The organism is Clavibacter sp. A6099, from assembly GCF_021919125.1.
Classification (GTDB): domain Bacteria; phylum Actinomycetota; class Actinomycetes; order Actinomycetales; family Microbacteriaceae; genus Clavibacter; species Clavibacter seminis.
On sequence record NZ_CP083439.1, the window covers coordinates 1,350,434 to 1,372,495 of the forward strand.

The 22,062-nt window shown below is 72.6% G+C and carries 20 protein-coding genes; 13 read left to right on the forward strand and 7 right to left on the reverse strand.

What is annotated here, in order from left to right:
• The first annotated feature begins 4 nt into the window (after nucleotides 1-4).
• The 8 genes from KYT88_RS06430 (at nucleotide 5) to KYT88_RS06465 (ending at nucleotide 8,515) form a co-directional block, all read left to right on the forward strand.
• Complete coding sequence (locus KYT88_RS06430) at nucleotides 5-940, forward strand: ABC transporter ATP-binding protein (protein ID WP_043587966.1); 936 nt, start codon at nucleotides 5-7, stop codon at nucleotides 938-940.
• Entirely contained in the window at nucleotides 937-1,800 is an 864-nt protein-coding gene (locus tag KYT88_RS06435; RefSeq protein ID WP_043587502.1) for an ABC transporter permease, read from the forward strand. Before KYT88_RS06430 ends, KYT88_RS06435 begins: the two co-directional genes overlap by 4 nt.
• A gap of 39 nt (nucleotides 1,801-1,839) precedes the next feature.
• The gene (locus KYT88_RS06440; protein WP_237583817.1) at nucleotides 1,840-3,123 is read left to right on the forward strand and encodes a sensor histidine kinase; all 1,284 of its coding nucleotides are present in this window, start codon (nucleotides 1,840-1,842) and stop codon (nucleotides 3,121-3,123) included.
• Nucleotides 3,120-3,794, forward strand: coding sequence for a response regulator (locus KYT88_RS06445; RefSeq protein WP_043587498.1), 675 nt, complete (start codon nucleotides 3,120-3,122; stop codon nucleotides 3,792-3,794). The genes KYT88_RS06440 and KYT88_RS06445 overlap by 4 nt, the downstream gene beginning before the upstream one ends.
• Before the next feature lie 301 nt (nucleotides 3,795-4,095).
• The gene (locus KYT88_RS06450) at nucleotides 4,096-5,238 is read left to right on the forward strand and encodes a substrate-binding domain-containing protein (protein WP_119374003.1); all 1,143 of its coding nucleotides are present in this window, start codon (nucleotides 4,096-4,098) and stop codon (nucleotides 5,236-5,238) included.
• A gap of 121 nt (nucleotides 5,239-5,359) precedes the next feature.
• Complete coding sequence (gene mmsA / locus KYT88_RS06455; RefSeq protein ID WP_043587494.1) at nucleotides 5,360-6,904, forward strand: multiple monosaccharide ABC transporter ATP-binding protein; 1,545 nt, start codon at nucleotides 5,360-5,362, stop codon at nucleotides 6,902-6,904.
• Nucleotides 6,901-8,109 carry a multiple monosaccharide ABC transporter permease gene (mmsB, locus tag KYT88_RS06460; protein ID WP_043587491.1) on the forward strand — a complete coding sequence of 403 codons (1,209 nt, stop codon included), beginning with the start codon at nucleotides 6,901-6,903 and terminating at the stop codon, nucleotides 8,107-8,109. The genes mmsA and mmsB overlap by 4 nt, the downstream gene beginning before the upstream one ends.
• Nucleotides 8,110-8,230: 121 nt before the next feature.
• Nucleotides 8,231-8,515: a hypothetical protein gene (locus tag KYT88_RS06465; protein ID WP_043587490.1), complete on the forward strand. Its 285-nt coding sequence runs from the start codon at nucleotides 8,231-8,233 to the stop codon at nucleotides 8,513-8,515.
• Here KYT88_RS06465 and KYT88_RS06470 read toward each other — a convergent pair whose 3' ends face one another.
• The 4 genes from KYT88_RS06470 to KYT88_RS06485 all read right to left on the reverse strand — a co-directional run bounded on the left by KYT88_RS06470 (nucleotide 8,516) and on the right by KYT88_RS06485 (nucleotide 11,508).
• A complete protein-coding gene (locus tag KYT88_RS06470; RefSeq protein ID WP_043587488.1) occupies nucleotides 8,516-9,316 on the reverse strand; it encodes a signal peptidase I in 801 nt (266 codons plus the stop codon).
• Nucleotides 9,317-9,360: 44 nt separating this feature from the next.
• Nucleotides 9,361-10,263 carry a hypothetical protein gene (locus KYT88_RS06475; protein WP_043587486.1) on the reverse strand — a complete coding sequence of 301 codons (903 nt, stop codon included), beginning with the start codon at nucleotides 10,261-10,263 and terminating at the stop codon, nucleotides 9,361-9,363.
• Nucleotides 10,260-10,862, reverse strand: coding sequence for a TasA family protein (locus KYT88_RS06480; protein WP_043587484.1), 603 nt, complete (start codon nucleotides 10,860-10,862; stop codon nucleotides 10,260-10,262). The genes KYT88_RS06475 and KYT88_RS06480 overlap by 4 nt, the downstream gene beginning before the upstream one ends.
• Nucleotides 10,863-10,962: 100 nt before the next feature.
• Complete coding sequence (locus KYT88_RS06485; RefSeq protein WP_043587482.1) at nucleotides 10,963-11,508, reverse strand: alternate-type signal peptide domain-containing protein; 546 nt, start codon at nucleotides 11,506-11,508, stop codon at nucleotides 10,963-10,965.
• A 357-nt stretch (nucleotides 11,509-11,865) separates the two neighbouring features.
• Here KYT88_RS06485 and KYT88_RS06490 point away from each other — a divergent pair, with 357 nt between their 5' ends.
• The 4 genes from KYT88_RS06490 (at nucleotide 11,866) to KYT88_RS06505 (ending at nucleotide 17,855) form a co-directional block, all read left to right on the forward strand.
• On the forward strand, nucleotides 11,866-13,524 hold the full coding sequence (locus KYT88_RS06490; RefSeq protein WP_043587480.1) for a sensor histidine kinase: 1,659 nt from the start codon (nucleotides 11,866-11,868) through the stop codon (nucleotides 13,522-13,524).
• Nucleotides 13,525-13,648: 124 nt separating this feature from the next.
• Nucleotides 13,649-15,478: a BCCT family transporter gene (locus tag KYT88_RS06495; protein ID WP_043587478.1), complete on the forward strand. Its 1,830-nt coding sequence runs from the start codon at nucleotides 13,649-13,651 to the stop codon at nucleotides 15,476-15,478.
• 126 nt (nucleotides 15,479-15,604) lie between these two features.
• The gene (locus KYT88_RS06500) at nucleotides 15,605-16,621 is read left to right on the forward strand and encodes a diacylglycerol/lipid kinase family protein (RefSeq protein ID WP_043587475.1); all 1,017 of its coding nucleotides are present in this window, start codon (nucleotides 15,605-15,607) and stop codon (nucleotides 16,619-16,621) included.
• 55 nt (nucleotides 16,622-16,676) lie between these two features.
• Nucleotides 16,677-17,855 (forward strand): AAA family ATPase, encoded by a 1,179-nt coding sequence (locus tag KYT88_RS06505; RefSeq protein WP_043587473.1) that lies wholly within the window; start codon nucleotides 16,677-16,679, stop codon nucleotides 17,853-17,855.
• 113 nt (nucleotides 17,856-17,968) lie between these two features.
• Here the strand turns inward: KYT88_RS06505 and KYT88_RS06510 are convergent, their stop codons facing one another.
• The 3 genes from KYT88_RS06510 to KYT88_RS06520 all read right to left on the reverse strand — a co-directional run bounded on the left by KYT88_RS06510 (nucleotide 17,969) and on the right by KYT88_RS06520 (nucleotide 21,229).
• Nucleotides 17,969-19,072 (reverse strand): fatty acid desaturase family protein, encoded by a 1,104-nt coding sequence (locus KYT88_RS06510; RefSeq protein WP_043587471.1) that lies wholly within the window; start codon nucleotides 19,070-19,072, stop codon nucleotides 17,969-17,971.
• Nucleotides 19,073-19,392: 320 nt separating this feature from the next.
• Entirely contained in the window at nucleotides 19,393-20,436 is a 1,044-nt protein-coding gene (locus KYT88_RS06515) for an NAD(P)-dependent alcohol dehydrogenase (RefSeq protein ID WP_043587470.1), read from the reverse strand.
• 49 nt (nucleotides 20,437-20,485) lie between these two features.
• Nucleotides 20,486-21,229 carry a hypothetical protein gene (locus KYT88_RS06520; protein ID WP_043587469.1) on the reverse strand — a complete coding sequence of 248 codons (744 nt, stop codon included), beginning with the start codon at nucleotides 21,227-21,229 and terminating at the stop codon, nucleotides 20,486-20,488.
• 182 nt (nucleotides 21,230-21,411) lie between these two features.
• On the opposite strand from KYT88_RS06520, the gene KYT88_RS06525 reads away from it, so the two are divergent.
• On the forward strand, nucleotides 21,412-22,053 hold the full coding sequence (locus tag KYT88_RS06525; protein ID WP_043587467.1) for a DinB family protein: 642 nt from the start codon (nucleotides 21,412-21,414) through the stop codon (nucleotides 22,051-22,053).
• Nucleotides 22,054-22,062 lie beyond the last annotated feature (9 nt).

The following is a 22,062-nucleotide window of genomic DNA, read 5'->3' on the forward strand; positions in this document are numbered from 1 at the left end:
ACCCATGACCACAGCAGCCGTCGAGGAGCACGTGAGCGTGCGCGACCTCGAGAAGACCTACGGCACGACCACCGCCCTCCGGGGCGTCACCTTCGACATCCACCGCGGCGAGACGTTCGCGCTCCTCGGGCCCAACGGCGCGGGCAAGTCCACGACCATCGAGATCCTCGAGGGGTACCGGCTCCGCACGGGCGGATCCGCGTCCGTCCTTGGCGTCGACCCCGCGACGGGCGACCGCGCCTGGCGCGCCCGCATCGGCATGGTGCTCCAGTCGAGCTCCGAGAGCGGCGCGATGACCGTGCGAGAGCAGGTCGCGCACTTCGCCCGGATGTACCCGCGGCCCCGCGACGTCGACGCGACCATCGAGGCCGTCGGCCTCACCGAGAAGGCCGGCACGCTGCTGCGCGCGCTCTCCGGCGGCCAGCGCCGCCGGGTCGACGTGGCCCTCGGGATCATCGGGCGCCCCGAGCTGCTCTTCCTCGACGAGCCGACCACGGGCTTCGACCCCGAGGCCCGGCACCGGTTCTGGGACCTCATCCGCGAGCTCAAGGCGGAGGGCACGACCATCCTCCTCACCACGCACTACCTCGACGAGGCCGCGCAGCTGGGCGACCGGGCCGCGGTGATCGCGGGCGGGAGCCTGGTCGCGATCGGCCGGCTCGACGAGATCGGGGGAGAGGAGGCGCGGATCCCGCGGGTGCTGTGGCGCGACGACGACGGATCCCACGACGAGCGCACCCGGACCCCCGGCGCGTTCGTGTCCCGCCTGTCCGAGGCGACGCCCGGCGGCGAGCCCCGCGACCTGCGGATCATGCGGCCGAGCCTCGAGGACGTGTACCTCGGGCTGCTCGCGGAGGCCGGCGCCGCGCCGGCCGTCGCGTCCGCACCCACCGCTGCGACGCCCGCCGCCGCGGCCACCACCGAGGAGGTGGCGGCATGACCGCCGCCAGCCCGGTGCGCCCCGTCGCCGACCGCGCCCCCGCCCTGCCCGGCGTCCTGCCCCTCGGGATCCACCGGGTCCGCTACGAGGTGCGCCGCTACTTCCGGCAGACCGACACGATCATCTTCACGTTCCTCTTCCCGGTCATCATGCTGTCGATCTTCTCGGTCGCCTTCGGCTCGTCCGGCAACCTCGGCACGGCGCCCGACGGGTCGGGCGGCGTCAGCGCCGCGGCCTACTACCTGCCCGGCATGATCGCGGCGGGCATCCTCCTCTCGGGCGTGCAGAACCTCGCGGTCGACATCGCGATGGAGCGCAGCGACGGCACGCTCAAGCGGCTCGCCGGATCCCCGCTGCCCGTGCTCTCGTACTTCATCGGCAAGGGCGGCCAGGTGATCGTCACCTCCCTGCTCCAGATGGTCGTGCTCCTGCTCGTCGCGCGGTTCGCGTTCGACGTGGAGCTGCCGACCGACGCCGGACGCTGGGCCACGTTCGCGTGGGTGTACGCGCTCGGGATCACGTCGTCGGCCGTGCTCGGGATCGCGCTCAGCCGCATCCCGCGCTCCGGCGCGTCGGCCACGGCGGTCATCACGCCGATCGTGCTCGTGCTGCAGTTCATCAGCGGGGTCTACCTGACCTTCACGATGCTGCCGACCTGGCTGCAGGACGTCGCGGCCTTCCTGCCCTTGAAGTGGATGGCCCAGGGCATGCGCGCCGTGTTCCTGCCGGACGCGCTCGCATCCGTGGAGCGCGGCGGCACGTGGGACCTCGCGGGCGTCGCGGTGGTCCTCGCGATCTGGCTGGTGGGCGGCACGATCGCCGCGGTCGCCACCTTCCGCTGGATCCGCCGGGACTCCTGAGCGGTGCGCGACCACGGAGCGGGATGGCAGGCTCAGGGCATGATCCCGACCCGCACCGTCCACGTCGGCTTCGCGGTGACGATGGCGCTGCTGGTCGTGCTGACGATCGGCGCCGGGCGCGACGCGGGCTGGGGCGCGTGGGCGGCGATCGCGGCGATGTCCGCCCTCTACCTGCTGGTGGGCCGCCGCGCGCTCGAGGCCTCCGCGGCGGCGACGGCGGCGAAGGCCGAGCCCGTGCCGCCGCTGCCGTCCGCGCTCGTCTTCCTCGCGCTCGTCATCCCGGCGGCCACCTGGGGCGTCGCGAGCCTGTCGTCGTTCGCCATCGTGCAGTGCGTGCTGTGCCCGCTCGTCTGGCTGCTGCTGGACCGCGTGCGCGATGCGGTGATCGGGACCCTCGCGCTCACCGGATCCGTCGCCGTGGGGTTCGTGATCAGCTTCGGCGACCTGCCCGGCGCGATTCCGACCATGGCGGTGTCGCAGGGGCTGAGCCTCGGCGGGAGCATCGCGCTCGGGCTCTGGATCACGCGCATCGCCGACCTCAGCCACGAGCGCCTGCACCTGCTAGAGGGGCTCCGCACGGCCCAGGCGCAGGTCGAGGAGCTCGGCCGCGAGGCGGGAGCCGCCCGCGAGCGGGAGCGGCTGTCCGCGGACATCCACGACACCGTCGCGCAGGACCTCACCGGCCTCGTCATGCTCGCCCAGCGCGGCCGGCGGGAGCTCCGCGGCGGCGAGACGGACGCGATGGACGCGACCCTCGCCCAGCTCGAGGAGGGCGCGCGGGATGCGCTGACGCAGACCCGCGCGATCGTCGCGGCCACGGCGCCCATGGAGCTCACGGACGGCCTGGGCGCCGCGCTCGCGCGGCTGGGCGCGCGCCTGGCACGCGAGGCGGGCATCCCGGTCGACGTGCGCGCCGACCCGGGCGTCGGATCCGTCGACCGCGACGCCGAGGTCGTCCTCCTCCGCTGCGCCCAGGAGGGGCTCGCGAACGTGCGCCGCCACGCGGGCGCGTCCGCCGTGGAGCTCGTCCTCGACCGCGACGCCGGGGACGTCGTGCTCGTGATCCGCGACGACGGCGGCGGGTTCGACCCGGCCCGCGCGTCCGGCGGCTACGGCCTCGACGGCATGCGGCGTCGGCTCGCCGCGGCCGGCGGGCGCCTCGACGTCGCGAGCGGCCCCGACGGCACCCGGCTCACGGCGCGCATCCCCGCGCACGCGGCAGCCGCGGCGGCCCACGCCGATCCGGCCGGAGCCGATCCGGCCGGCGCCGACCCGACGCCCGACCCGACGCCCGCCCCGACCCCCGCGCGGGCCCGCGCATGACGCCCGCGCCCATCCGCGTCGTGGTCGTCGACGACCACCCCGTCGTCCGCGCCGGGCTCGCCGCGCTCCTCGCCTCCGCCGACGACATCGACGTGGTCGGGCAGGCGGCCGACGGCGAGGCGGCGGTCGCGCTGGCCCTCGCCGAGCGCCCCGACGTGGTCCTCATGGACCTCCGCATGCCCGGCCTCGACGGCGTCGGCGCGACCGCGCGGATCCGCGAGGAGGCGCCGGACGTCCGCGTCCTCGTGCTGACCACCTACGAGACCGACGCGAGCATCCTCACCGCCATCGAGGCGGGCGCGAGCGGCTACCTGCTGAAGGCGGCGCCCGAGGAGGAGATCCTCGCAGGCGTCCGGGCGGTGGCCCGCGGCGAGGTCGCCCTCGCGCCCGCGATCGCCGCCGCGCTGGTCCGGCAGGTGGCGCGCCCCGCCGCAGAGCCCGCCGGCCCGACGCCGACCCTCAGCCCGCGCGAGACCGAGGTGCTCGCGCTGGTGGCCGCCGGCCGCACGAACGCCCGCATCGCCCTGGAGCTGCACGTGACCCCCGCGACCGTGAAGACCCACCTGCTGCACGTGTTCGAGAAGCTCGGCGTCGGCGACCGGACCCGCGCGGTCACGCTCGCGATGGAGCTCGGCCTGCTGCCCGCTGCCGCTGGCCCCGGGCGCGGCTGAGCCCGCCCGCCGCGCTGCCGCCCCCGTCCGAGGGCGACCCGCGGTAACGCTTGGATAACGTCTCCCGGAAGCCGTATCGGCGGCCGAGGAAATGGATAAGTTCTGACCGACGACAAACGCACGGACCGCCGCGACCCGGCCGCTCCGCCGGTGGTCGCCCGGCACGGAACCCGCACCACCACCAGCACTCACCGCACCAGCACCCGACCCGAGGACGCGTCGGAGCACCACGGCCCTCGCGAGGACGCGACCGTCGGGTGCCCGCACGCCCCGGACGGGCCACCCGAGAGGACCCGCCGCCATGGCATCCGGACGACACGCACGAAAGATCAGCTCCCTCCTCCTCCTCGCCGGCGTCGCCGTCGGCATGACCGCGTGCGCGCCGCAGGGCGCCACCAACACCGGCTCCGGTGACGGCGGCGACGCCGCCGGCGGCACCGAGTGCAACGTCGGCATCTCGATGCCCACCCGCAGCCTCGAGCGCTGGATCAACGACGGCGAGGGCCTCAAGACCAAGCTCGAGGGCGACGACTGCACCGTCGACCTCCAGTACGCCGACAACAAGACCGACGCGCAGATCAGCCAGATCCAGAACCAGGTCGCGGGCGGCGCCAAGATCCTCGTGGTCGCGGCCGTCGACGGCAAGACGCTCGGCCCGGCCCTCGAGGACGCGAAGAGCCAGGGCGTCACCGTCATCGCCTACGACCGCCTCATCAACGGCACCGAGGCCGTCGACTACTACGCCACCTTCGACAACTACAAGGTCGGCCAGCTCCAGGGCGAGTTCATCAAGGACCAGCTGGAGCTGGACACCGCGACCGGCCCCATCACGATGGAGCCCTTCGCCGGCAGCCCCGACGACAACAACGCCGGCTTCTTCTTCGGCGGCGCGTGGGACGTCCTCCAGCCCTACGTCGAGAGCGGCAAGCTGACCGTGCCCTCGGGCAAGTCGCCGGCCACGAGCGCCGACTGGCAGGCCATCGGGATCCTCGGCTGGGGATCCGACGACGCGCAAGCCGAGATGGACAACCGCCTGCAGTCGTTCTACACGGGCGGACAGAAGGTCCAGGTCGTCCTCTCGCCCAACGACAGCCTCGCGCTCGGCATCGAGGCGTCGCTCGCGAGCGCCGGCTACGCGCCCGGCGCCGACTGGCCCGTCATCACCGGCCAGGACGCCGACAAGGCGAACGTGCAGGCGATCCTCGACGACAAGCAGTCCATGACCGTCTGGAAGGACACCCGGGCGCTCGGCGACCAGGTCCAGAAGATGATCGGCGAGATCGTCGCGGGCGACGAGGTCACCGTCAACGACACCGAGTCGTACGACAACGGCAAGAAGGTCGTCCCGTCGTTCCTCCTCGACCCGCAGGTGGTCGTGAAGGACGACGTGCAGTCCGTGCTCATCGACTCCGGCTTCCTCAAGGCGTCCGACGTCGGCCTGTAGCCCGACCCGCGGCCGACGGGCCCGGCACCACGCCGGGCGCCCGTCGGCCGCGCATCCGTCTCCACCCGGCGCGCGCCGAACCGGCGCGCGCCACCGACCCGAACGGGAACCAGGAGCAGCAATGGACGACGTCATCCTGCAGATGACCGGCATCGTCAAGGAGTTCACGGGCGTGCGCGCCCTCGACGGCGTGGACGTCACCGTCCGCCGCGGCGAGGTGCACGCCATCTGCGGCGAGAACGGCGCGGGCAAGTCGACGCTGATGAAGGTGCTCAGCGGCGTGTACCCGCACGGCTCCTACGAGGGCACGATCACGATCGACGGCAGCGAGGTCCGCTACGGATCCATCAACGACAGCGAGCGCGACGGGGTGGTCATCATCCACCAGGAGCTCGCGCTCAGCCCCTACCTCTCCATCGCCGAGAACATCTTCCTCGGCAACGAGATGTCGCGCGGCGGCGTCATCGACTGGAACAGGACGAACCTCGAGGCGGTCAAGCTCCTCAAGCGCGTGGGGCTCGACGAGAACCCGGCGACGCGCGTGCTCGAGCTCGGCGTCGGCAAGCAGCAGCTCGTCGAGATCGCGAAGGCGCTCTCCAAGGAGGTGAAGCTCCTGATCCTCGACGAGCCCACCGCCGCGCTCAACGACGACGACTCCGCGCATCTGCTGGGACTCATCCGCCTGCTGCGCGAGGACGGCATCACGAGCATCATCATCAGCCACAAGCTCAACGAGATCCGGGCCATCGCGGACGACGTCACCGTCATCCGCGACGGCAAGACGATCGAGACGTTCCCCGTCACCGACTCGGACGAGATCGAGACGCGCATCATCCGCGCGATGGTCGGCCGGCCGCTCGACGCGCAGTTCCCGCCGCGGGATCCGCACATCGGCGAGGAGAAGCTCCGCGTCGAGGGCTGGACCGTGCACCACCCCGTGGACGTCGACCGGGTCGTCGTCGACGACGCGTCCTTCACCGTCCGCGCGGGCGAGGTCGTCGGGTTCGCCGGCCTCATGGGCGCGGGACGCACCGAGCTCGCGATGAGCATCTTCGGGCGCTCGTACGGCACGGGCATCACGGGCCGGATCTTCAAGGACGGCAAGGAGATCCGCACCCGCACCGTGAGCGAGGCCATCAAGAACGGCATCGCCTACGCGACGGAGGACCGGAAGCGCTACGGGCTCAACCTCATCGGCAGCATCACGGTGAACGTCTCGGCCGCCGCGCTCTCGAAGCTCGTCCGGCTCGGCGTGATCGACCGGCACCGCGAGTACGCGGTCGCCGACGACTACCGCAAGAGGATGAACATCAAGACGCCCGACGTCTCGGGGGTGGTCGGCAAGCTGTCCGGCGGCAACCAGCAGAAGGTCGTGCTCAGCAAGTGGATCTACTCGGGTCCCGACGTCCTCATCCTCGACGAGCCCACGCGCGGCATCGACGTGGGGGCGAAGTACGAGATCTACAGCATCATCAACCAGCTCGCGGCCGAGGGGAAGGCGGTCATCGTCATCTCCTCCGAGCTGCCCGAGCTCATCGGCCTCTCGGACCGGATCTACACGATCGCCGAGGGGCGGCTCACCGCCGAGGTCTCCCGGGCCGACGCGACACAGGAGGAGCTGATGCGGCACATGACCGCCAGCCGGAAGTCAGGAGTCGACCAGTGACCGTCACCGCCGAGCAGGCCACATCGCCGAACGCGCCCGCGCCCGACGGCGTGAAGACGCGCAAGCGCCGCCGCATCGACCTCCGCCAGTACGGGATCCTCGCGGCGTTGGCCGTGATCATCCTGCTGTTCCAGATCCTCACGGAGGGGCGGCTGCTCTACCCGGGCAACGTCGCCAACCTCATCCAGCAGAACGCGTACGTGCTGATCCTCGCGATGGGCATGGTCATCGTGATCATCGCGGGCCACATCGACCTGTCGGTGGGCTCGGTCGTCGCGACGGTCGGCGCCGTGGCCGCGCTCAGCATGAACGAGTGGGGGCTGCCGTGGGGGACCGCGGTCGTGCTGTCGCTCGTGGTCGGCGCGCTCATCGGCGCGTGGCAGGGCTTCTGGGTGGCGTTCGTCGGGATCCCGGCGTTCATCGTCACGCTCGCGGGCATGCTCGTCTTCCGCGGCGTCGCGCTCGTGCTCCTCACCGGCGGCACGATCTCGGGCCTCCCGGCCGAGTTCAACTCCATCGGATCCGGCAACCTGCCGACGACCGGCGCGCCCGACCTCCTCACGCTCGGGATCGGCGCGCTCGTGTCGGTCGCGCTCGTGGTGCAGCAGCTGCGCACCCGCGCCACGCTCCGCAAGCTCGAGCTGCCGCGCGAGCGGGGGGTCTCGTTCTGGATCCGCACCGCCATCGCCGTCTTCGCGATCATGTACCTCTGCTACCTGCTGGCGTACAACCGCGGGACGCCGATCATCCTGATCATCCTGGCGACGCTCGTGCTGCTCTACTCGTTCCTCCTCACGCGCACGGTCTTCGGCCGGCACGTGTACGCGATGGGCGGCAACCTGTTCGCCGCGATGATGTCCGGAGTGAAGACCCGCTGGGTCAACTTCTTCATCTTCGTGAACATGGGCCTGCTCGCCGGGCTCGCGGGCGTCGTCAGCACGGCGCGCGCCGGATCCGCGGTGGCCTCCGCCGGCCAGAGCTTCGAGCTCGACGCGATCGCCGCGGTGTTCATCGGCGGAGCTGCCGTGCAGGGCGGCGTCGGCACGGTGGTCGGCGCGGTGATCGGCGGCCTCGTGATGGGCGTGCTCAACCAGGGCCTGTCGATCCTGTCGGTCGACGCGGCGTGGCAGCAGGTCATCAAGGGCCTGGTGCTGCTCCTCGCGGTCGCCTTCGACGTCTACAGCAAGCGCCGCTCCGGGCGCTGACCCGCGACGCGGCACGACTCCCGGCCCGGCCGCTCCCTCACGCGGGGAGCGGCCGGGCCGTCCGTCGTCCGGGTGGGGGCGGATCGCACGCCGCATCGCGCGCGGCTGCCAGCCTCGGGGGATGGGACACGGACCGTACGGCGCGTTGTCGCGCGATGAGGTGGCCGGACGCCTGGCCGAGGGATGCGCGTGGCGCATCTCCTGGTGCTCCGGCGGACGTCTCCCGGACGCGCGCGGCGTCGGACGGACGCTCCCGGACGGCGTGCTCGAGAGGGTCCCGTCGCCGGCGAAGCTCCGCGGGGGCATCCTGCCCTCGGGACGCAACTGGATGCTGGTCGTCGAGCGCGAGGAGGCCGGCCGGCCGGTGCTCCTCTTCGACGAGGGCCCCGAGCACCGGCACGTCTGATCAGCCGCGGTGGCGGCCCCGGGGTCGGACGGCCGCCGGCGTCGGTCCGGCCGCGTCGACGCCCGGGTGCGACGGATCCACGCGGGCTGCCTCGGCGACGCCCGCCGACATGGCGTCGGAGTGCACGTGGTCGCCCTCCGCCACGACGTCCGCCGCGGCGGAGGCGCTGCGCCTGCGTCGCGTCTGCACGGCGCCCGTGATGATCGTGACGGCCGCGTAGGCGAGGAGCGCGACCGCTGCGGCGGGGATGATCCAGCTGCGCGCCTGCCCGTTGACGGCCTGGTTCGCCCAGCCGACGAGCGGCACCGAGTACCAGACCTCGCCCTGGATCTGTCCCGGCGTCACGGGCAGCGAGTCGGGCGACGCGTTGTTGTCGCCCGTGAAGGTGAAGGAGCGCGTGCCGTCCGAGGTGGACGCGATGGCGGTGATCCGGTGCGTGATGACCGCGGGGTCGCCCGAGCGGATCTGGTAGGTCGCGACGTCGCCGACCTCGAGGGCGTCGGGATCCACGGGTCGCACCACGATGAGCGTGCCGGGCGGGAGCGTCGGCTCCATCGACTGCGTGAGGATCGTCAGCGGCACGGATCCCGAGACCTTCGGCACCACGAGCAGCACGGCCGCGAGCGCGATGACGAGCAGGAGGACCCCGACGCTGAGGCCCACGGCCGCCGAGCGGGCGAGCTGCCGGAATCCGCCGCGGGGCCGGGTGCCGGCCTCGAGCTCGACGGGGGCGAGGTCGTCCGCGGGGCGCCCGAGGGCGTCGGCGTGGCGTGCGTGGCGGCGGGGGAGGAGGCGGGGCATGGTCTGTCGTCCGGGTCGGGTCGGTCGGGTCGAGTCGGTCGGGATCAGGAGCAGCGGAAGCCGCGCGCGCCGCTCTGGGTGAACGCCACGACCGTGCCGCTCGCGACCTGGCGGACGACCTTGCTCTGGGAGTCGAGGAGGTCGACCGTGACCTTGACCGTGCCGTCGGCGGCGAGGCTGGCGGGCACCTCCGAGCCGCTGATGGACGCCTTCCCGTAGTAGCCCTGCGAGGTGGCGATGCGCGTGCCGTTGACCATCACGTTGTAGTTCGACTCGAGCGAGGAGACCGAGGTGTCCCATCCGACGACGACGTACCAGTTCCCGTCCTGGGGCGTGCAGGCGAAGCCGCCCGTGACCGTGGGCGCCGGGGTGGTCTGCTTCGCGGTCGCGGTGTCGCGACCGGTCCAGCTGCCGGATCCCAGCACCGCCGTGAGCGTCGCCGTGACGGAGGCCGCGCCCTGGGGGAACGCGGTCGCGGTGGTGCGCACGCACCACGTGGCCGAGGCGCCCGGGGACAGCGTCCCGGACAGCGTGGGCGGGACCACCCAGTTGGCGGTGGCGGCGCCCGAGCCGACGGGGGTGCTGGCCGTGCAGCTCGAGCCGCTCGCGGCCCACGCGACGACGCGCACGTTGCGGGCGAAGTACTGGTCGTTCGTCGAGGAGGTCGGTGCTGCCATCGTGCCGGTCCACGAGTCGCGGGTGGATCCCGTGTTGGTGACGAGGACCGTCGCGGTGCGGCTGGGGCTCTGCGAGGTGAGCTCGCCCGCGAGGCGGTCGAAGCCGCTCTCCGTCACGGCGACGGTGGCGCTCTGGACGTTCGCGCTGGTCGACGTCGACGACGCCCAGAGCGCGTGGCCGGCGGTCGCGCCGATCCCGACGAGGAGGACGGTGAGGCCCACCAGGAGCGCGGCGTGCGCGCGACCCAGGCGTCGCCGCGTGCGGCTCACGGCTGCACCTGCGTGCCGACGAGGGCGAAGGCGAGCTGCGCGGTGGATCCCTGCACCGACTGCGGCGCGTCCGTGTCGAGCACGACCTCGGTGCAGACGACCGAGGAGGCGCCGGGCTGGATGCGGACGAAACCGCTGGGCGTGTGCAGCTGGCCGGGACGGCCGGAGAACGTCGTGGCGCCGTGGACGCAGTCGGCCGGGGTGGCGACCGATCCGAGGCGCAGCGAGAGCTCGCCCGGGAAGGCGCTGTTCGAGGAGGTGCCTCGGGTGGAGATGGCCACGTCCAAGGCTATCGTCCCGGTGTTCTTCGCGGTGAAGGTGCCGAGGGCGCCCTGTCCCGGGAGGAGCTTGGAGGAGTCGAGGGCGGACTGCTGGGTGACGACGAGACCGCTCGTCCCGCTGGTGACGCTCGCGGGCTTCGTGCTGGCGGCGCCGTTCCAGAGGGCGTAGCTGCCGCCGGTCGCGGCGAGGGACGCGACGACCACGGCGGTGAGGAGGCCGGTGGTGAGCCAGGCGGCGCGGAGGGGGCTGCGGCGGGCCGGTCGCGCGGAGCGACGGCCGTGCGCGGGACGCGGGGCGGGGGCCTCGTTCCTGCGCATGTCGTCCTCGTTCCGGGTGGTGGTGGGTGCGGTGGTGCGGGTGGTGGGGTGGAGACCCCTCCCCGCGGGCGACGTCACCGCGGGGAGGGGGGCCTGGGGACTAGATCGCGCGCTGCGTGAGCGTGAAGGCGAGCTTGTCGAAGGAGAGCGTGCCGTTCTGGCCGGTCGTCGCGGCGGAGGGGAAGGTCACCGTGAGGACGACGTTCACCTTGGACGCGGCGGTCGAGGGCTTGACCGTGAAGGTGTTCGCGGCGCTGGCGGGGGTGATGCTGGCGTCGGTCGAGGTGACGTCGAGCTTCGTGGTGACGGCGGCCTTGAGCGCCGCGTCGCCCGTGATGGAGACGGGGTTGTAGGTGAGGTCCGCGGCGAGCGAGTCGCCGGTCGCCGTGACGGTCAGGGCGCTCGTGTACTGGAGGACGTTGCCCGGGACGATGCGGTAGGTCGCGGGGTCGATGACCTTGCTGCCGCCGTTGGTGATGTCGGTCCAGACGCCCGCGGTGTCGGCGGCGAGGGCGAGGTTGCCGGAGGAGACGCTGGAGGCGGCGACCGTGGCGTTGGCGTTCCACAGCGCGAAGCTGCCGGCGCCGCCGAGGAGGAGGACGATTCCGGCGGCACCTGCGACGGCACCGGAGACGATCTTGTTCATGGGGTTTCCTGTTCTTCGCGCGGTGTGCCGCGCATGCTCATGGGGAGGCGGCGGGTGGGTGTCCCGCCGGTCGTCTCCGGTCCTGCGTCGGCGCCTCGGCGGCGCTCCTGCGGTGTCGTACCGGTGTTCCTTCGACATGCATCACTCTGACGGAGCGGTCTCAAGCCACCCGCTGGCAATCCGCAAGTCCCCCCGAGCTTTCCCGCAAGCCCGTCCCGGCTTCGGCTCAAGGCCGGGCGGGCTGTCCGCGGACGGTCCGGCCGGATCCGCACGGCGGCGCGGTCGAGGGCTTCGCGGGTCCCTCGGTCTAGGCTCAGGCCACGGCGTCCTCCGACGGCGGATGGAGGAGGAGTGCGCATGATCCCCTCCGCCCTCGTCGCCCGGTCGTCTGCTGACGCCCGGCGCCGACGCGGGTCCACCCGCGCGCAGATCCCGTTCCTCCTCAGCTGCGCGGTGGTCGCGGTCGTCGTCGCGCTGGTCGAGCCGGCGATCGAGCGCGACCCCTGGTACGCGGCGGGCATCGGGATGGTGGTGGTCGGCTCCGTGCTCGCCGTCGTGGTCGCGGCCAGCCGGATCCCGTCGGCCGTCCTCATCGCGGTGCCCGCGCTCGACCTGCTCGCGGTCGCGTTCATCCGCGACGCGACGTCCGCCTGGCTGCCCGCCGCGGCGCTGCTCGTGATCTTCCCGCTCCTCTGGCTCGTGTTCGGCTTCCCGTCGGGCGGCGTCCCCGTGGCCGTCGCGGGCGCGCTCACGATCACCGTCTTCCCCGTCCTCCGCGACGGCAGTCTCCCCACGACGGCAGACGGACGGGCCGACCTCGTCGCGGGCCTCCTCCTCACGGCGTTGCTGGTCGCGGCGGCGGCGCAGGCCGCGGCCATCCAGCGCCGGGACCAGCGCGAGCTCGCCGAGGCGACGGCGGCCCAGGCCCGGCTCCTCGCGGAGTCGCGCGAGCAGACGGCGACCATCCGCGACGTCGCGGACGCCGTCGACGTGGGCATCGTCTTCTTCGACGCCGACGACCGGCCGGTGATCCGCAACGCGGCGGTCCGCACGCTCCTCGACATCGCGGGCTACGACCACGAGACCGGCATGGCGACGTCCGTCTACGGATCCGACCGCGTCACGCCCGTCGCGCGCGAGGGCAGGGTCCTGATGGAGGCGGTGTACGCCGACAAGGTGCACGGGCCCGTCTACTGGGTGGGGGAGCCCGGCAACCAGCGCGCCCTCGTGCTCTCCGTCCGACCGATCGGCCGCCGGCCCGGCCAGCTCACGGGCACCGTGCTCGGGGCCTACGACGTGACCGACCTCGCCCAGGCGGTCCAGGTGCGCGACGAGTTCCTGGCGACCGTGTCCCACGAGCTGCGGACGCCGCTCACCAGCATCGTCGGCTACCTCGACCTGCTCGACGAGCTGCACGACCCCGCCGAGCTGGGCATCCAGGAGGAGGTCGCCGTCATCCAGCGGAACGTGGCGCAGCTGTCGAGCATCATCGGCTCGCTGCTCGAGGGCGCCGACCACGCGCCCGCCCTCCGTCGCGGACCGGTCGACCTGACGGCGCTCGTCGACGCCGTCGTGCGGCCGGCCGCCGCGCGGGCCGGCGAGCGCGGCCTGGTGCTCGAGGCCAGGCTCGAGCCGGGGATCGCGCTGGACGGCGACGCGGATCGGCTGACGCAGGTCGTCGAGGCGCTCGTCGCGAACGCGCTCCTCTTCACCCCCTCCGGCCGGATCGACGTGGCCGTCGTCACCGAGGGGGACGACGCCGTGATCTCGGTGGTCGACACGGGCGTCGGGCTCAGCGAGGAGGACCAGCAGCACGTGTTCGACCGGTTCTTCCGCGCGCAGTCGGCCCGGGACGGCGCCGTCCCCGGGATCGGCCTGGGCCTCTCCATCGCGGAGCGCACCGTCACGGCGCACGGCGGACGCGTGCGCATCGCGAGCCGCCTCGGCCACGGCACGCGCGTGGTCGTGACCCTCCCGCGAGGCGGCGACGCGAGCGGTGCATACCCCTCCTCATAGCCGATGGCAATGCCGACGGGCGAATCGGCAGATCCCACGACCGCCGCCTAGACTCGGCCGGTCGCTCGCGGGACCCCTGCGGGCGATGCCCAGACATCCGAGCCCACAGGAGCCCATCCCCTCCATGACCTCCATGCGCACGTCCGCAGAACGCCTGCTCGACCGTCTCGTCCCGAAGCGCAGATCGGGCCCCGACGGGACCCGGCCACCCCGCCGCGACCACTCCGACCACCGTCTCCTCGAGGCCAGGTTCACCGGGTCCGTCGACCTCTACGAGCCCGAGCACCCGAAGATCGACCGCCTCGTCTTCGGCGTCACGGCCGTCCTCGCGGTCGGCTTCGTCGTCTGGGGCATCGTGAGCACCGACGGCCTCGCGACGATCTCCGGCACCGCGCAGAGCTGGGTCATCAACCAGACCGGCTGGCTGTTCGTGCTGGCCGCGAGCTTCTTCGTAGTCTTCGTGATCTGGTTGGCGGCGAGCCGCTACGGACGCATCAAGCTGGGCGCCGACGACGAGAAGCCGCAGTTCAAGACGGTCTCGTGGATCGCGATGATGTTCAGCGCGGGCATGGGCATCGGCCTGATGTTCTTCGGCGCTGCCGAGCCGCTCAGCTTCTTCGTCTCCCCGCCGCCCGGCACCACGCAGCCGGAGTCGGAGGCGGCGATCCGCACCGCCATGGCCACCGCGATGTTCCACTGGGGCCTGCACCCGTGGGCGATCTACGCGGTCGCCGGCATCGCGATCGGCTACGGCACGTTCCGCAAGGGACGCAAGCAGCTCTTCTCCTCCATCTTCCAGCCGCTGCTCGGCACGAAGCGCACCGAGGGGTGGGCTGGTCGCGTCATCGACATGCTCGCGATCTTCGCCACGCTCTTCGGCTCGGCGGCCTCGCTCGGCATCGGCGCGACGCAGATCGGCGCGGGACTCGAGTTCAACGGCTGGGTGGACGAGGCCACGGCCCCGCTCCTCATCGGCATCATCGTCGTGCTCACGATCGCGTTCATCTTCTCGGCCGTCTCCGGCATCGCCCGGGGCATCCAGTGGCTGTCGAACATCAACATGGTGCTGGCCGTCGTGCTGGCCGTGTTCGTGTTCGTCGTCGGCCCGACGCTCCTCATCCTCAACCTCATCCCCGCCACTCTCGGCGCCTACCTCGGCGACATGACCGAGATGGCGTCGCGCACGGCGGCGACCGGCGGCGACGAGATGAGCGCCTGGCTGTCCAGCTGGACCGTCTTCTACTGGGCCTGGTGGATCTCGTGGACGCCGTTCGTCGGCATGTTCATCGCCCGCATCAGCCGCGGCCGCACCATCCGCGAGTTCGTCGTCGGCGTGCTCCTCGCGCCCAGCATCGTGGCCCTCATCTGGTTCTCGATCTTCGGCGGATCCGCGATCCACGCGCAGCAGACCGACGGCGACATGACCGTCGACGGCGCCGTGGTCAGCGACAACACGCTGTTCCAGCTGCTCAACCACTACCCGCTGGCCAGCATCAGCACGGTCCTCGTGATGGTGCTCGTCGCGATCTTCTTCGTCTCGGGTGCCGACTCGGCGTCGATCGTGATGGGGACTCTGTCGCAGCGCGGCGCGCTCCACCCCAGCCGCAAGGTGGTCATCTTCTGGGGCGTCGTGATGGGCGCGGTCGCCGCGATCATGCTCGCCATCGGCGGGGGAGGCACGGAGGCCCTCACCGGCCTGCAGAACCTCACGGTCGTGGCCTCGCTGCCGTTCGTGATCGTGATGCTCGTGGCCTGCTACGCGCTCTGGAAGGAGCTGCGCACGGATCCGCTCATCGTGCGCCGTCAGGTCGCGGTCGAGATGATGCGCGATGCCGTGGTCAACGGCGTCGAGCAGCACGGCGACCACTTCCAGCTCTCGGTCGACCCCGTCGACCCGGACGACGCGGAGGTCCGCGAGCCCCTCGGCGACGAGGACGAAGCCCGGCGCTCCTGACGCCGGCCACCACGACGAAGCCGATCCGCGCACTGTGCGCGGGTCGGCTTCGTCGTCCCGTCCGCCCGGCGCACGCGGGGGCGCCCGCACCCCTCGCGGGCCGCGCGCGTCGGTAGGGTGGCAACGATGACGACCTCCACCCCCGCCTCCGCACCCTCTCCCGCGTCCACCGGCGGATCGCTCCGCCGTGCCGCCGTCGTCTACAACCCCATCAAGGTCGACCTCGCGTCCCTCAAGACGAAGGTCGCGCAGGCGGCGGGCACCGCCGGCTGGCAGGAGACGCTCTGGTTCGAGACCAGCGAGGACGACCCGGGCAAGGGCGCGGCCGAGGAGGCCCTGTCGCACGACGTCGACATGGTCATCGCGGCCGGCGGCGACGGCACGGTCCGCGCGGTCGCCGAGGGCATGTCGGGATCCGGCGTCTCGCTCGGCCTCCTGCCCTCCGGCACGGGCAACCTGCTGGCCCGCAACCTCAAGCTGACGCTCAACGACGTCGAGCACTCGCTCGAGGCCGCGTTCTCCGGACGGGACCGCACGGTGGACCTCGCCGCCATCGAGATCCTGCGCGAGGACGAGACCCGCGACAAGCACGTGTTCGTCGTGATGGCGGGCGTCGGCATCGACGCGAAGATGCTCGCCAACACCGACTCGGAGCTGAAGAAGAGGGTCGGCTGGCTCGCCTACGTCGACGCGATCTTCAAGGCGCTCCGCGACAGGGACCAGCTCCGGCTGCGCTACCGCCTCGACGGCCGCAGCGTGCACCGCCGTCGCGCGCACACGCTCATCGTCGGCAACTGCGGGTCGCTGCCCGCCAACATCCTGCTTCTACCGGACGCCGCGGTCGACGACGGGATCCTCGACGTCGTGCTCATGCGCCCCGAGGGGATCCTCGGCTGGATCCAGATCTGGCTCAAGGTCGCGTGGGAGAACGGCGTCGTCCGCCGCACCGCCGCGGGCCGCCGCCTCATGGGCCCCGAGAAGGAGGTGCGGGCGCTCGAGTACCGCACCGCCGAGGAGGTCGTGGTGCGCCTCGAGAAGGAGGAGGACATCGAGCTCGACGGCGATCCCTTCGGCCGCGCCATCGGCTTCAAGATCCAGGTGCTCCCCGGCGGCCTGACCGTGCGGGTGCCGCAGGACTCCTGACCCGCGCCGCCCGGCCGCGGACGGTCCTGTCGGCGGTCCGTGGGAGGGTCGCGGCATGATCCGCACCCTCGCCGTCTCCGGCTACCGCTCCGTCCGCGACCTCGTCCTGCCGCTCACGGGGCTCGACGTGGTCACGGGCGCGAACGGCAGCGGCAAGTCCAACCTCTACCGGGCCATGCGCCTCATCTCCGACATGGCGGAGGGCGGCGCGGTCGGGGCCCTGGCGCGCGAAGGCGGCCTCGACGCCGTCCTGTGGGCGGGCCCCGAGACCATCGCGCGCTCCGTGCTGCAGGGGGAGCACCCCGTGCAGGGCACCATGCGGCGCGGGCCCATCGCGCTCCGCCTCGGCTTCGCGTCCGACGAGCTCGGCTACCTGGTGGACCTCGGCATCCCGCAGCGCGACCCGGACGCGGTGCCGCGGTCGAAGTTCGAACGCGATCCCGAGATCAAGCGGGAGCTCATCTTCTCCGGGCCCATGGCGCGCCCCCGGTCGCTCGTCCTCGAGCGCAGGTGGAAGGACGTCCGCGTGCGCGACGGATCCGATGCGTGGCAGCGCGTGCCCGCCTTCATCCCGGAGCACCGCAGCGTCCTCAGCGAGGTTGCGGACGCCGTCACGAGTCCCGAGGCGATGATCCTGCGTCAGCGCATGCGCGGCTGGCGCTTCTACGACCACCTCCGCACGGACCTCGACGCGCCCGCCCGCCGACCCCGCGTCGGCACTCGCACCCCGGTCCTCGCGAGCGACGGCGCCGACCTGGCCGCCGCCGTGGAGACCATCCGCGAGTGGGGCCGCGGCGACGACCTCGACGCCATCGTCGATCGGGCGTTCCCGGGCTCCCGCATCGTCATCACCTCCCGGGACGGGGTGTTCTCCCTCGGGCTCGAGCAGCCGGGGGTGCTGCGCGTGCTCGACGCCGCGGAGCTCTCCGACGGCACCCTGCGGCTGCTCATGCTCGCGACGGCGCTGCTCACGACGGAGACGCCCGAGCTGATGGTGCTCAACGAGCCGGAGACGAGCCTCCACGCGGACCTGCTCCCGGCGCTCGGCGAGCTCATCGCCCGCGCGTCCGCCCACATCCAGATCGTGGTGGTGACGCACGCCGCGGGGCTGGCGTCGGCCATCGCGGATCATGCCGAGGTGGGCGAGCTGGTGCTCGAGAAGGTGCAGGGGCAGACCGTGCTCCGCGGCCAGGGTCTGCTCAGCACGCCGTCCTGGGACTGGGGGAAGCGCTAGCAGGCTGCGCGTCGCACGCGGCACGCACGACGACGCCTCCCGGTCGCGGCCCGGGTGGGCTGCGCGAGCGGGAGGCGTCGGATGGTGCGAGGTGCCGTGAACAGCGACCGGGATCAGCGCCCGAAGGCCGCCGATGCGGGGCAGTCGAACGGGTCGCCGCCGGCGGAGAGGCCGACGCGGTTGAGGTAGGCGATGACGATGCCGTACGAGGCCAGCAGCGTGGTCTCGGTGTACGGGATGTTGTGCGTCGCGCAGTACTCCTTCGCGATCACCTGGGCCTTCTTCAGCGCGGGCCGGGGCATGTTCGGGAAGAGGTGGTGCTCGATCTGGTAGTTGAGGCCGCCCATGTAGATGTCGGTGAGCCAGGTGCTCTTGATGTTGCGGCTGGTGAGCACCTGTCGGCGGAGGAAGTCGACCTTCGAGTCCTTCGGCAGCACGGGCATGCCCTTGTGGTTCGGGGCGAACGAGGCACCCATGTAGACGCCGAAGACGGCGAGCTGCACGCCGACGAACGCGAACGCCATGCCGACGGGCAGGAAGAAGAAGACGACGGCGAGGTAGGCGATGATGCGCGTGGACAGCATCGAGATCTCGAGCCAGCGCTTGTCGACCTTGCCGCGGCCGAAGACCGTGCGGAAGCCGTGCACGTGCAGGTTCAGGCCCTCGAACATGAGGATCGGGAAGAACGCGTAGCCCTGGTGGCGCGTGAACCAGCCGTAGAGGCCCGTGGCGCGGGCGGCGTCCTCCTGCGTGAAGGAGATGACGTCGCGCTCGATGTCCGGGTCCTTCCCCATGACGTTCGGGTTGGCGTGGTGGCGCGAGTGCTTCGTCATCCACCAGGAGTAGCTGATGCCGACGAAGAGGTTGGCGAGCGTGCGGCCCGCGATGTCGTTGGCCTTGCCGGACTCGAACACCTGGCGGTGCGAGGCCTCGTGGGCGAGGAAGGCGAACTGGGTGAAGATGATGCCGAGGCCGGCGGCGATGAGGAGCTGGAACCAGCTGTCACCCAGCGCGAAGAAGCCGACGCCGAGGCCGACGAGCGCCGCGGTGATGCCGGCGAACATGAGCACGTAGAACCCGACGCGGCGCTCCAGCAACCCGGCTTCGCGGACGGTGTTGAGGAGACCCGAGTACGCGGTGGTCGGATTGGACCCACCGCCGCGCTTGGGCTTGGTCAGCACGATGCGGGGAGGGGCGGAGGTGTCGGTGTCTGTCATGTGCCTGCTCACTCGAAGGTCGGGGCCTCGCGGCCAGGGGGAGCGGCCCGTCTCACGGGACCGAAGGGGATGCAGCGCCGTGATCCGCCTGACGCTCCGGCTGCCGTGGATCAGGGGCGACCGAGTCCTTACCCTGCCATGTCGCGAGGCGCCGTGGGCTGAGAAACCGTCGGTGCGTCGCGGCTCGTCGGTCGCGCGTAATGTTCGTCGCCGTCGCTCCCGCGGTTCGGTCCCCAGCCGCTGGAGGAGCTCCACGGACGCATTCCCGCCGCGGCATGCACGCTCGTCAGCCGGGCCGCATCCGCCGACGATCCGCGTCGCTACGGCACGATCACCGCGCGCCCGCGGACGGTGCCCGCGGCGAGCGCGGCGTAGGCATCCGGGCCGTCCTCCAGCGCGTACCGCTGCGTCTCGACGGTCACCTGGCCCGAGCGCGCGAGGTCGAGCACCTCGATCAGCTCGGAGCGGCTGCCCCAGTAGGGGATCCGCACGGCGGCGTCGAAGGCGATGGTCCCGAAGCCGACCTCGACCGTGCCGCCTCCGATGCCGACGATCGTCACGTCGCCTGCGGGCTCGACCACCTGCAGGGCCGTCGCCATGGTGGGGGTCGCGCCGACGAAGTCGAAGACGGCCTGCACGCCGCGGCCGCCGGTGATGGCGCGGATGCCGTCTGCGGCGTGCTGGTCGCTGATCACCGTGTGGTGCGCGCCGACGTGGCGGGCGAGCTCGAGCTTCTCCTCGTTCACGTCGAGGGCGATGACGGTGGCGCCGCTGAGGGCGCGGAGGATCTGGATCCCGACGTGGCCGAGCCCTCCCGTGCCGATGACGACGGCGAAGGTGCCCGCGCCGAGCTTCGGCAGCGACGTCTTGATCGCGTGGTACGGCGTGAGGCCGGCGTCGGTGAGCGAGACGTTCGCGACGGGATCGAGGTCGCCGAGCGGCACCAGGTGGCGCGGGTCGTCGACGATCATGTACTCGGCCATCGCGCCGGGCGCGCCGAGCCCGGGAGGCTGGATCCCCTCGGCCGCGGCGTTCTCGCAGTAGTTCTCCCGGCCCTCGGCGCACGCGTGGCATCGGCCGCAGCCCCAGGGGCCGTATACCGCGACGGCGTCTCCGACGACGAGGTGCTCGACTCCCGCGCCCAGCTCCTCGACGACGCCAGCGCCCTCGTGGCCGAGCGTCAGGGGGAGCGGATAGCCGGCGGCGCGGTACTCCTCCTCCGAGAGGCCCATCACGTACTCGTCCGAGTGGCACACGCCGGCGGCGGTGACGCGGAGGAGGACCTGACCGGGCCCGGGCACGGGCTTCTCGATCTCGACGACCTCGGGGTGGGAACCGATGCGGGTGTACTGGAGAGCCTTCATGCCCCCACCGTATTCCCCGCGCGGGGGAACCTCCTGGGCGTGGAGTTCGTCAGGGCAGGCGGGTGCCGTGCGGCGGCACGACGGGCGGCGCGACGGTGCGCTCGGACTCGGGGAGGGCGAGCTCGGCGTCGGCCGCGTCGCGGAGGAGGGCCATTCGGCCGGCGGCGAGGGACTGGGTCCAGAGCGTCGACGCGGACATGAGCAGGTAGATCGGCGCGAACCACAGCAGGGTGCCGGGATCTCCCGCGAGGGCGTAGGCGGGGAGCCCGACGAGCGCCATGACGCTGAGGACGAGCGCCCCGGGCACGGGCGCGGCCGCCTGCGCGATCGCCCGGCGGGACTCCGTGGCCACGCGTGCCGCTATCCCGGGGGCGAGGGCTACCCGGCCGCGCGGGTCCACGGCAGCGTCGAGGAGGGCCGCGTCCCGCCAGGCCGGGTGCGTCCCGGCGACCGTCGGGTGGCGGCGGATCGCGCGCGCGAGCCAGATCGACACCGGGATCACGGCCGCTGCGGCGCCCACCACCGCTCCGAGGACGATCGCTCCCGGGCGCGAGGTCTCGGGGCCGTCCGCGCGAGCGAGCACGGGCTCGATCAGCAGCGCCATGGCGACGCCCGCAACCAGCGCGACGGCGAGCGCCACGAGACGGCGACGCGTAGTCACGACGTCGGCGATCCAGGCGACCAGGGCACCTGAGCCGATGCGGGCGAGCGCGCGCCTGCCGTGGCCCGGGTCGGCGGAACCGTCGGCGTCGATGGCGGCAGCGTCATCGGCGCTCGTGTCGTCGGCGGTCATGCGGGCCTCCCGGTCCTGGGCCGGTCGGCTCGCCCCCGTCCATCCTCCTGGGCGGACGGGTCAGGGACGGACCGTCGTGCGCCCCCTGTCCGGGGCGCGCGACAGACTCGGGACGCTCGCCCGTCGGGGCGCTCGCCCGTCGGGGCTGGACGGGCGTCGGCGGTGGCTGGGATGCTCGCGGCATGACCGCAGCGCAGCCCTCCTCCGCGACCCCGTCCGATCCCGGCGACGACGCCGTGCGTGACGACCTCATCCGCCACCTCCGCCTGGCCAGGGAGGCGCTCGTCTGGAAGCTCGACGGCCTCGGCGAGCACGACGTGCGCCGGCCGCTCGTGCCGACGGGATCCAACCTGCTCGGGCTCGTGAAGCACGCGGCGGGCGTGGAGGCGGGCTACCTCGGGTTCGTCTTCGGGCGGCCGTTCCCTGAGCAGCTGCCGTGGATGGAGGAGGACGCGTCGCCGAACGCCGACATGCGCGCGACCGCGGAGGAGTCGCGGGCCGACATCGTGGGCCTCTCCGAGCGGGTCGGCGCGCACTCCGAGGCCACGCTCCGGGCGCTGCCGCTCGACGCCCTCGGCCGCGTGCCCTGGTGGCCGGGGGAGGCCGGGCGCGTGACCGTGCAGCGGATCGCCGTGCACCTCATCGCCGAGCTCAACCGGCACGCGGGGCACGCGGACGTCCTCCGCGAGCTCGTGGACGGAGCCGCGGGACTCCGCCCGGACAACGGCAACCTGCCCGAGGGCGACGCCGCGTTCTGGCGGGCCGAGCACGCCGAGACCGCACGGGTCGCGCGCGTCGCGGCGGGGCTGCCCCCGGTCGACTGACCGGGCGCC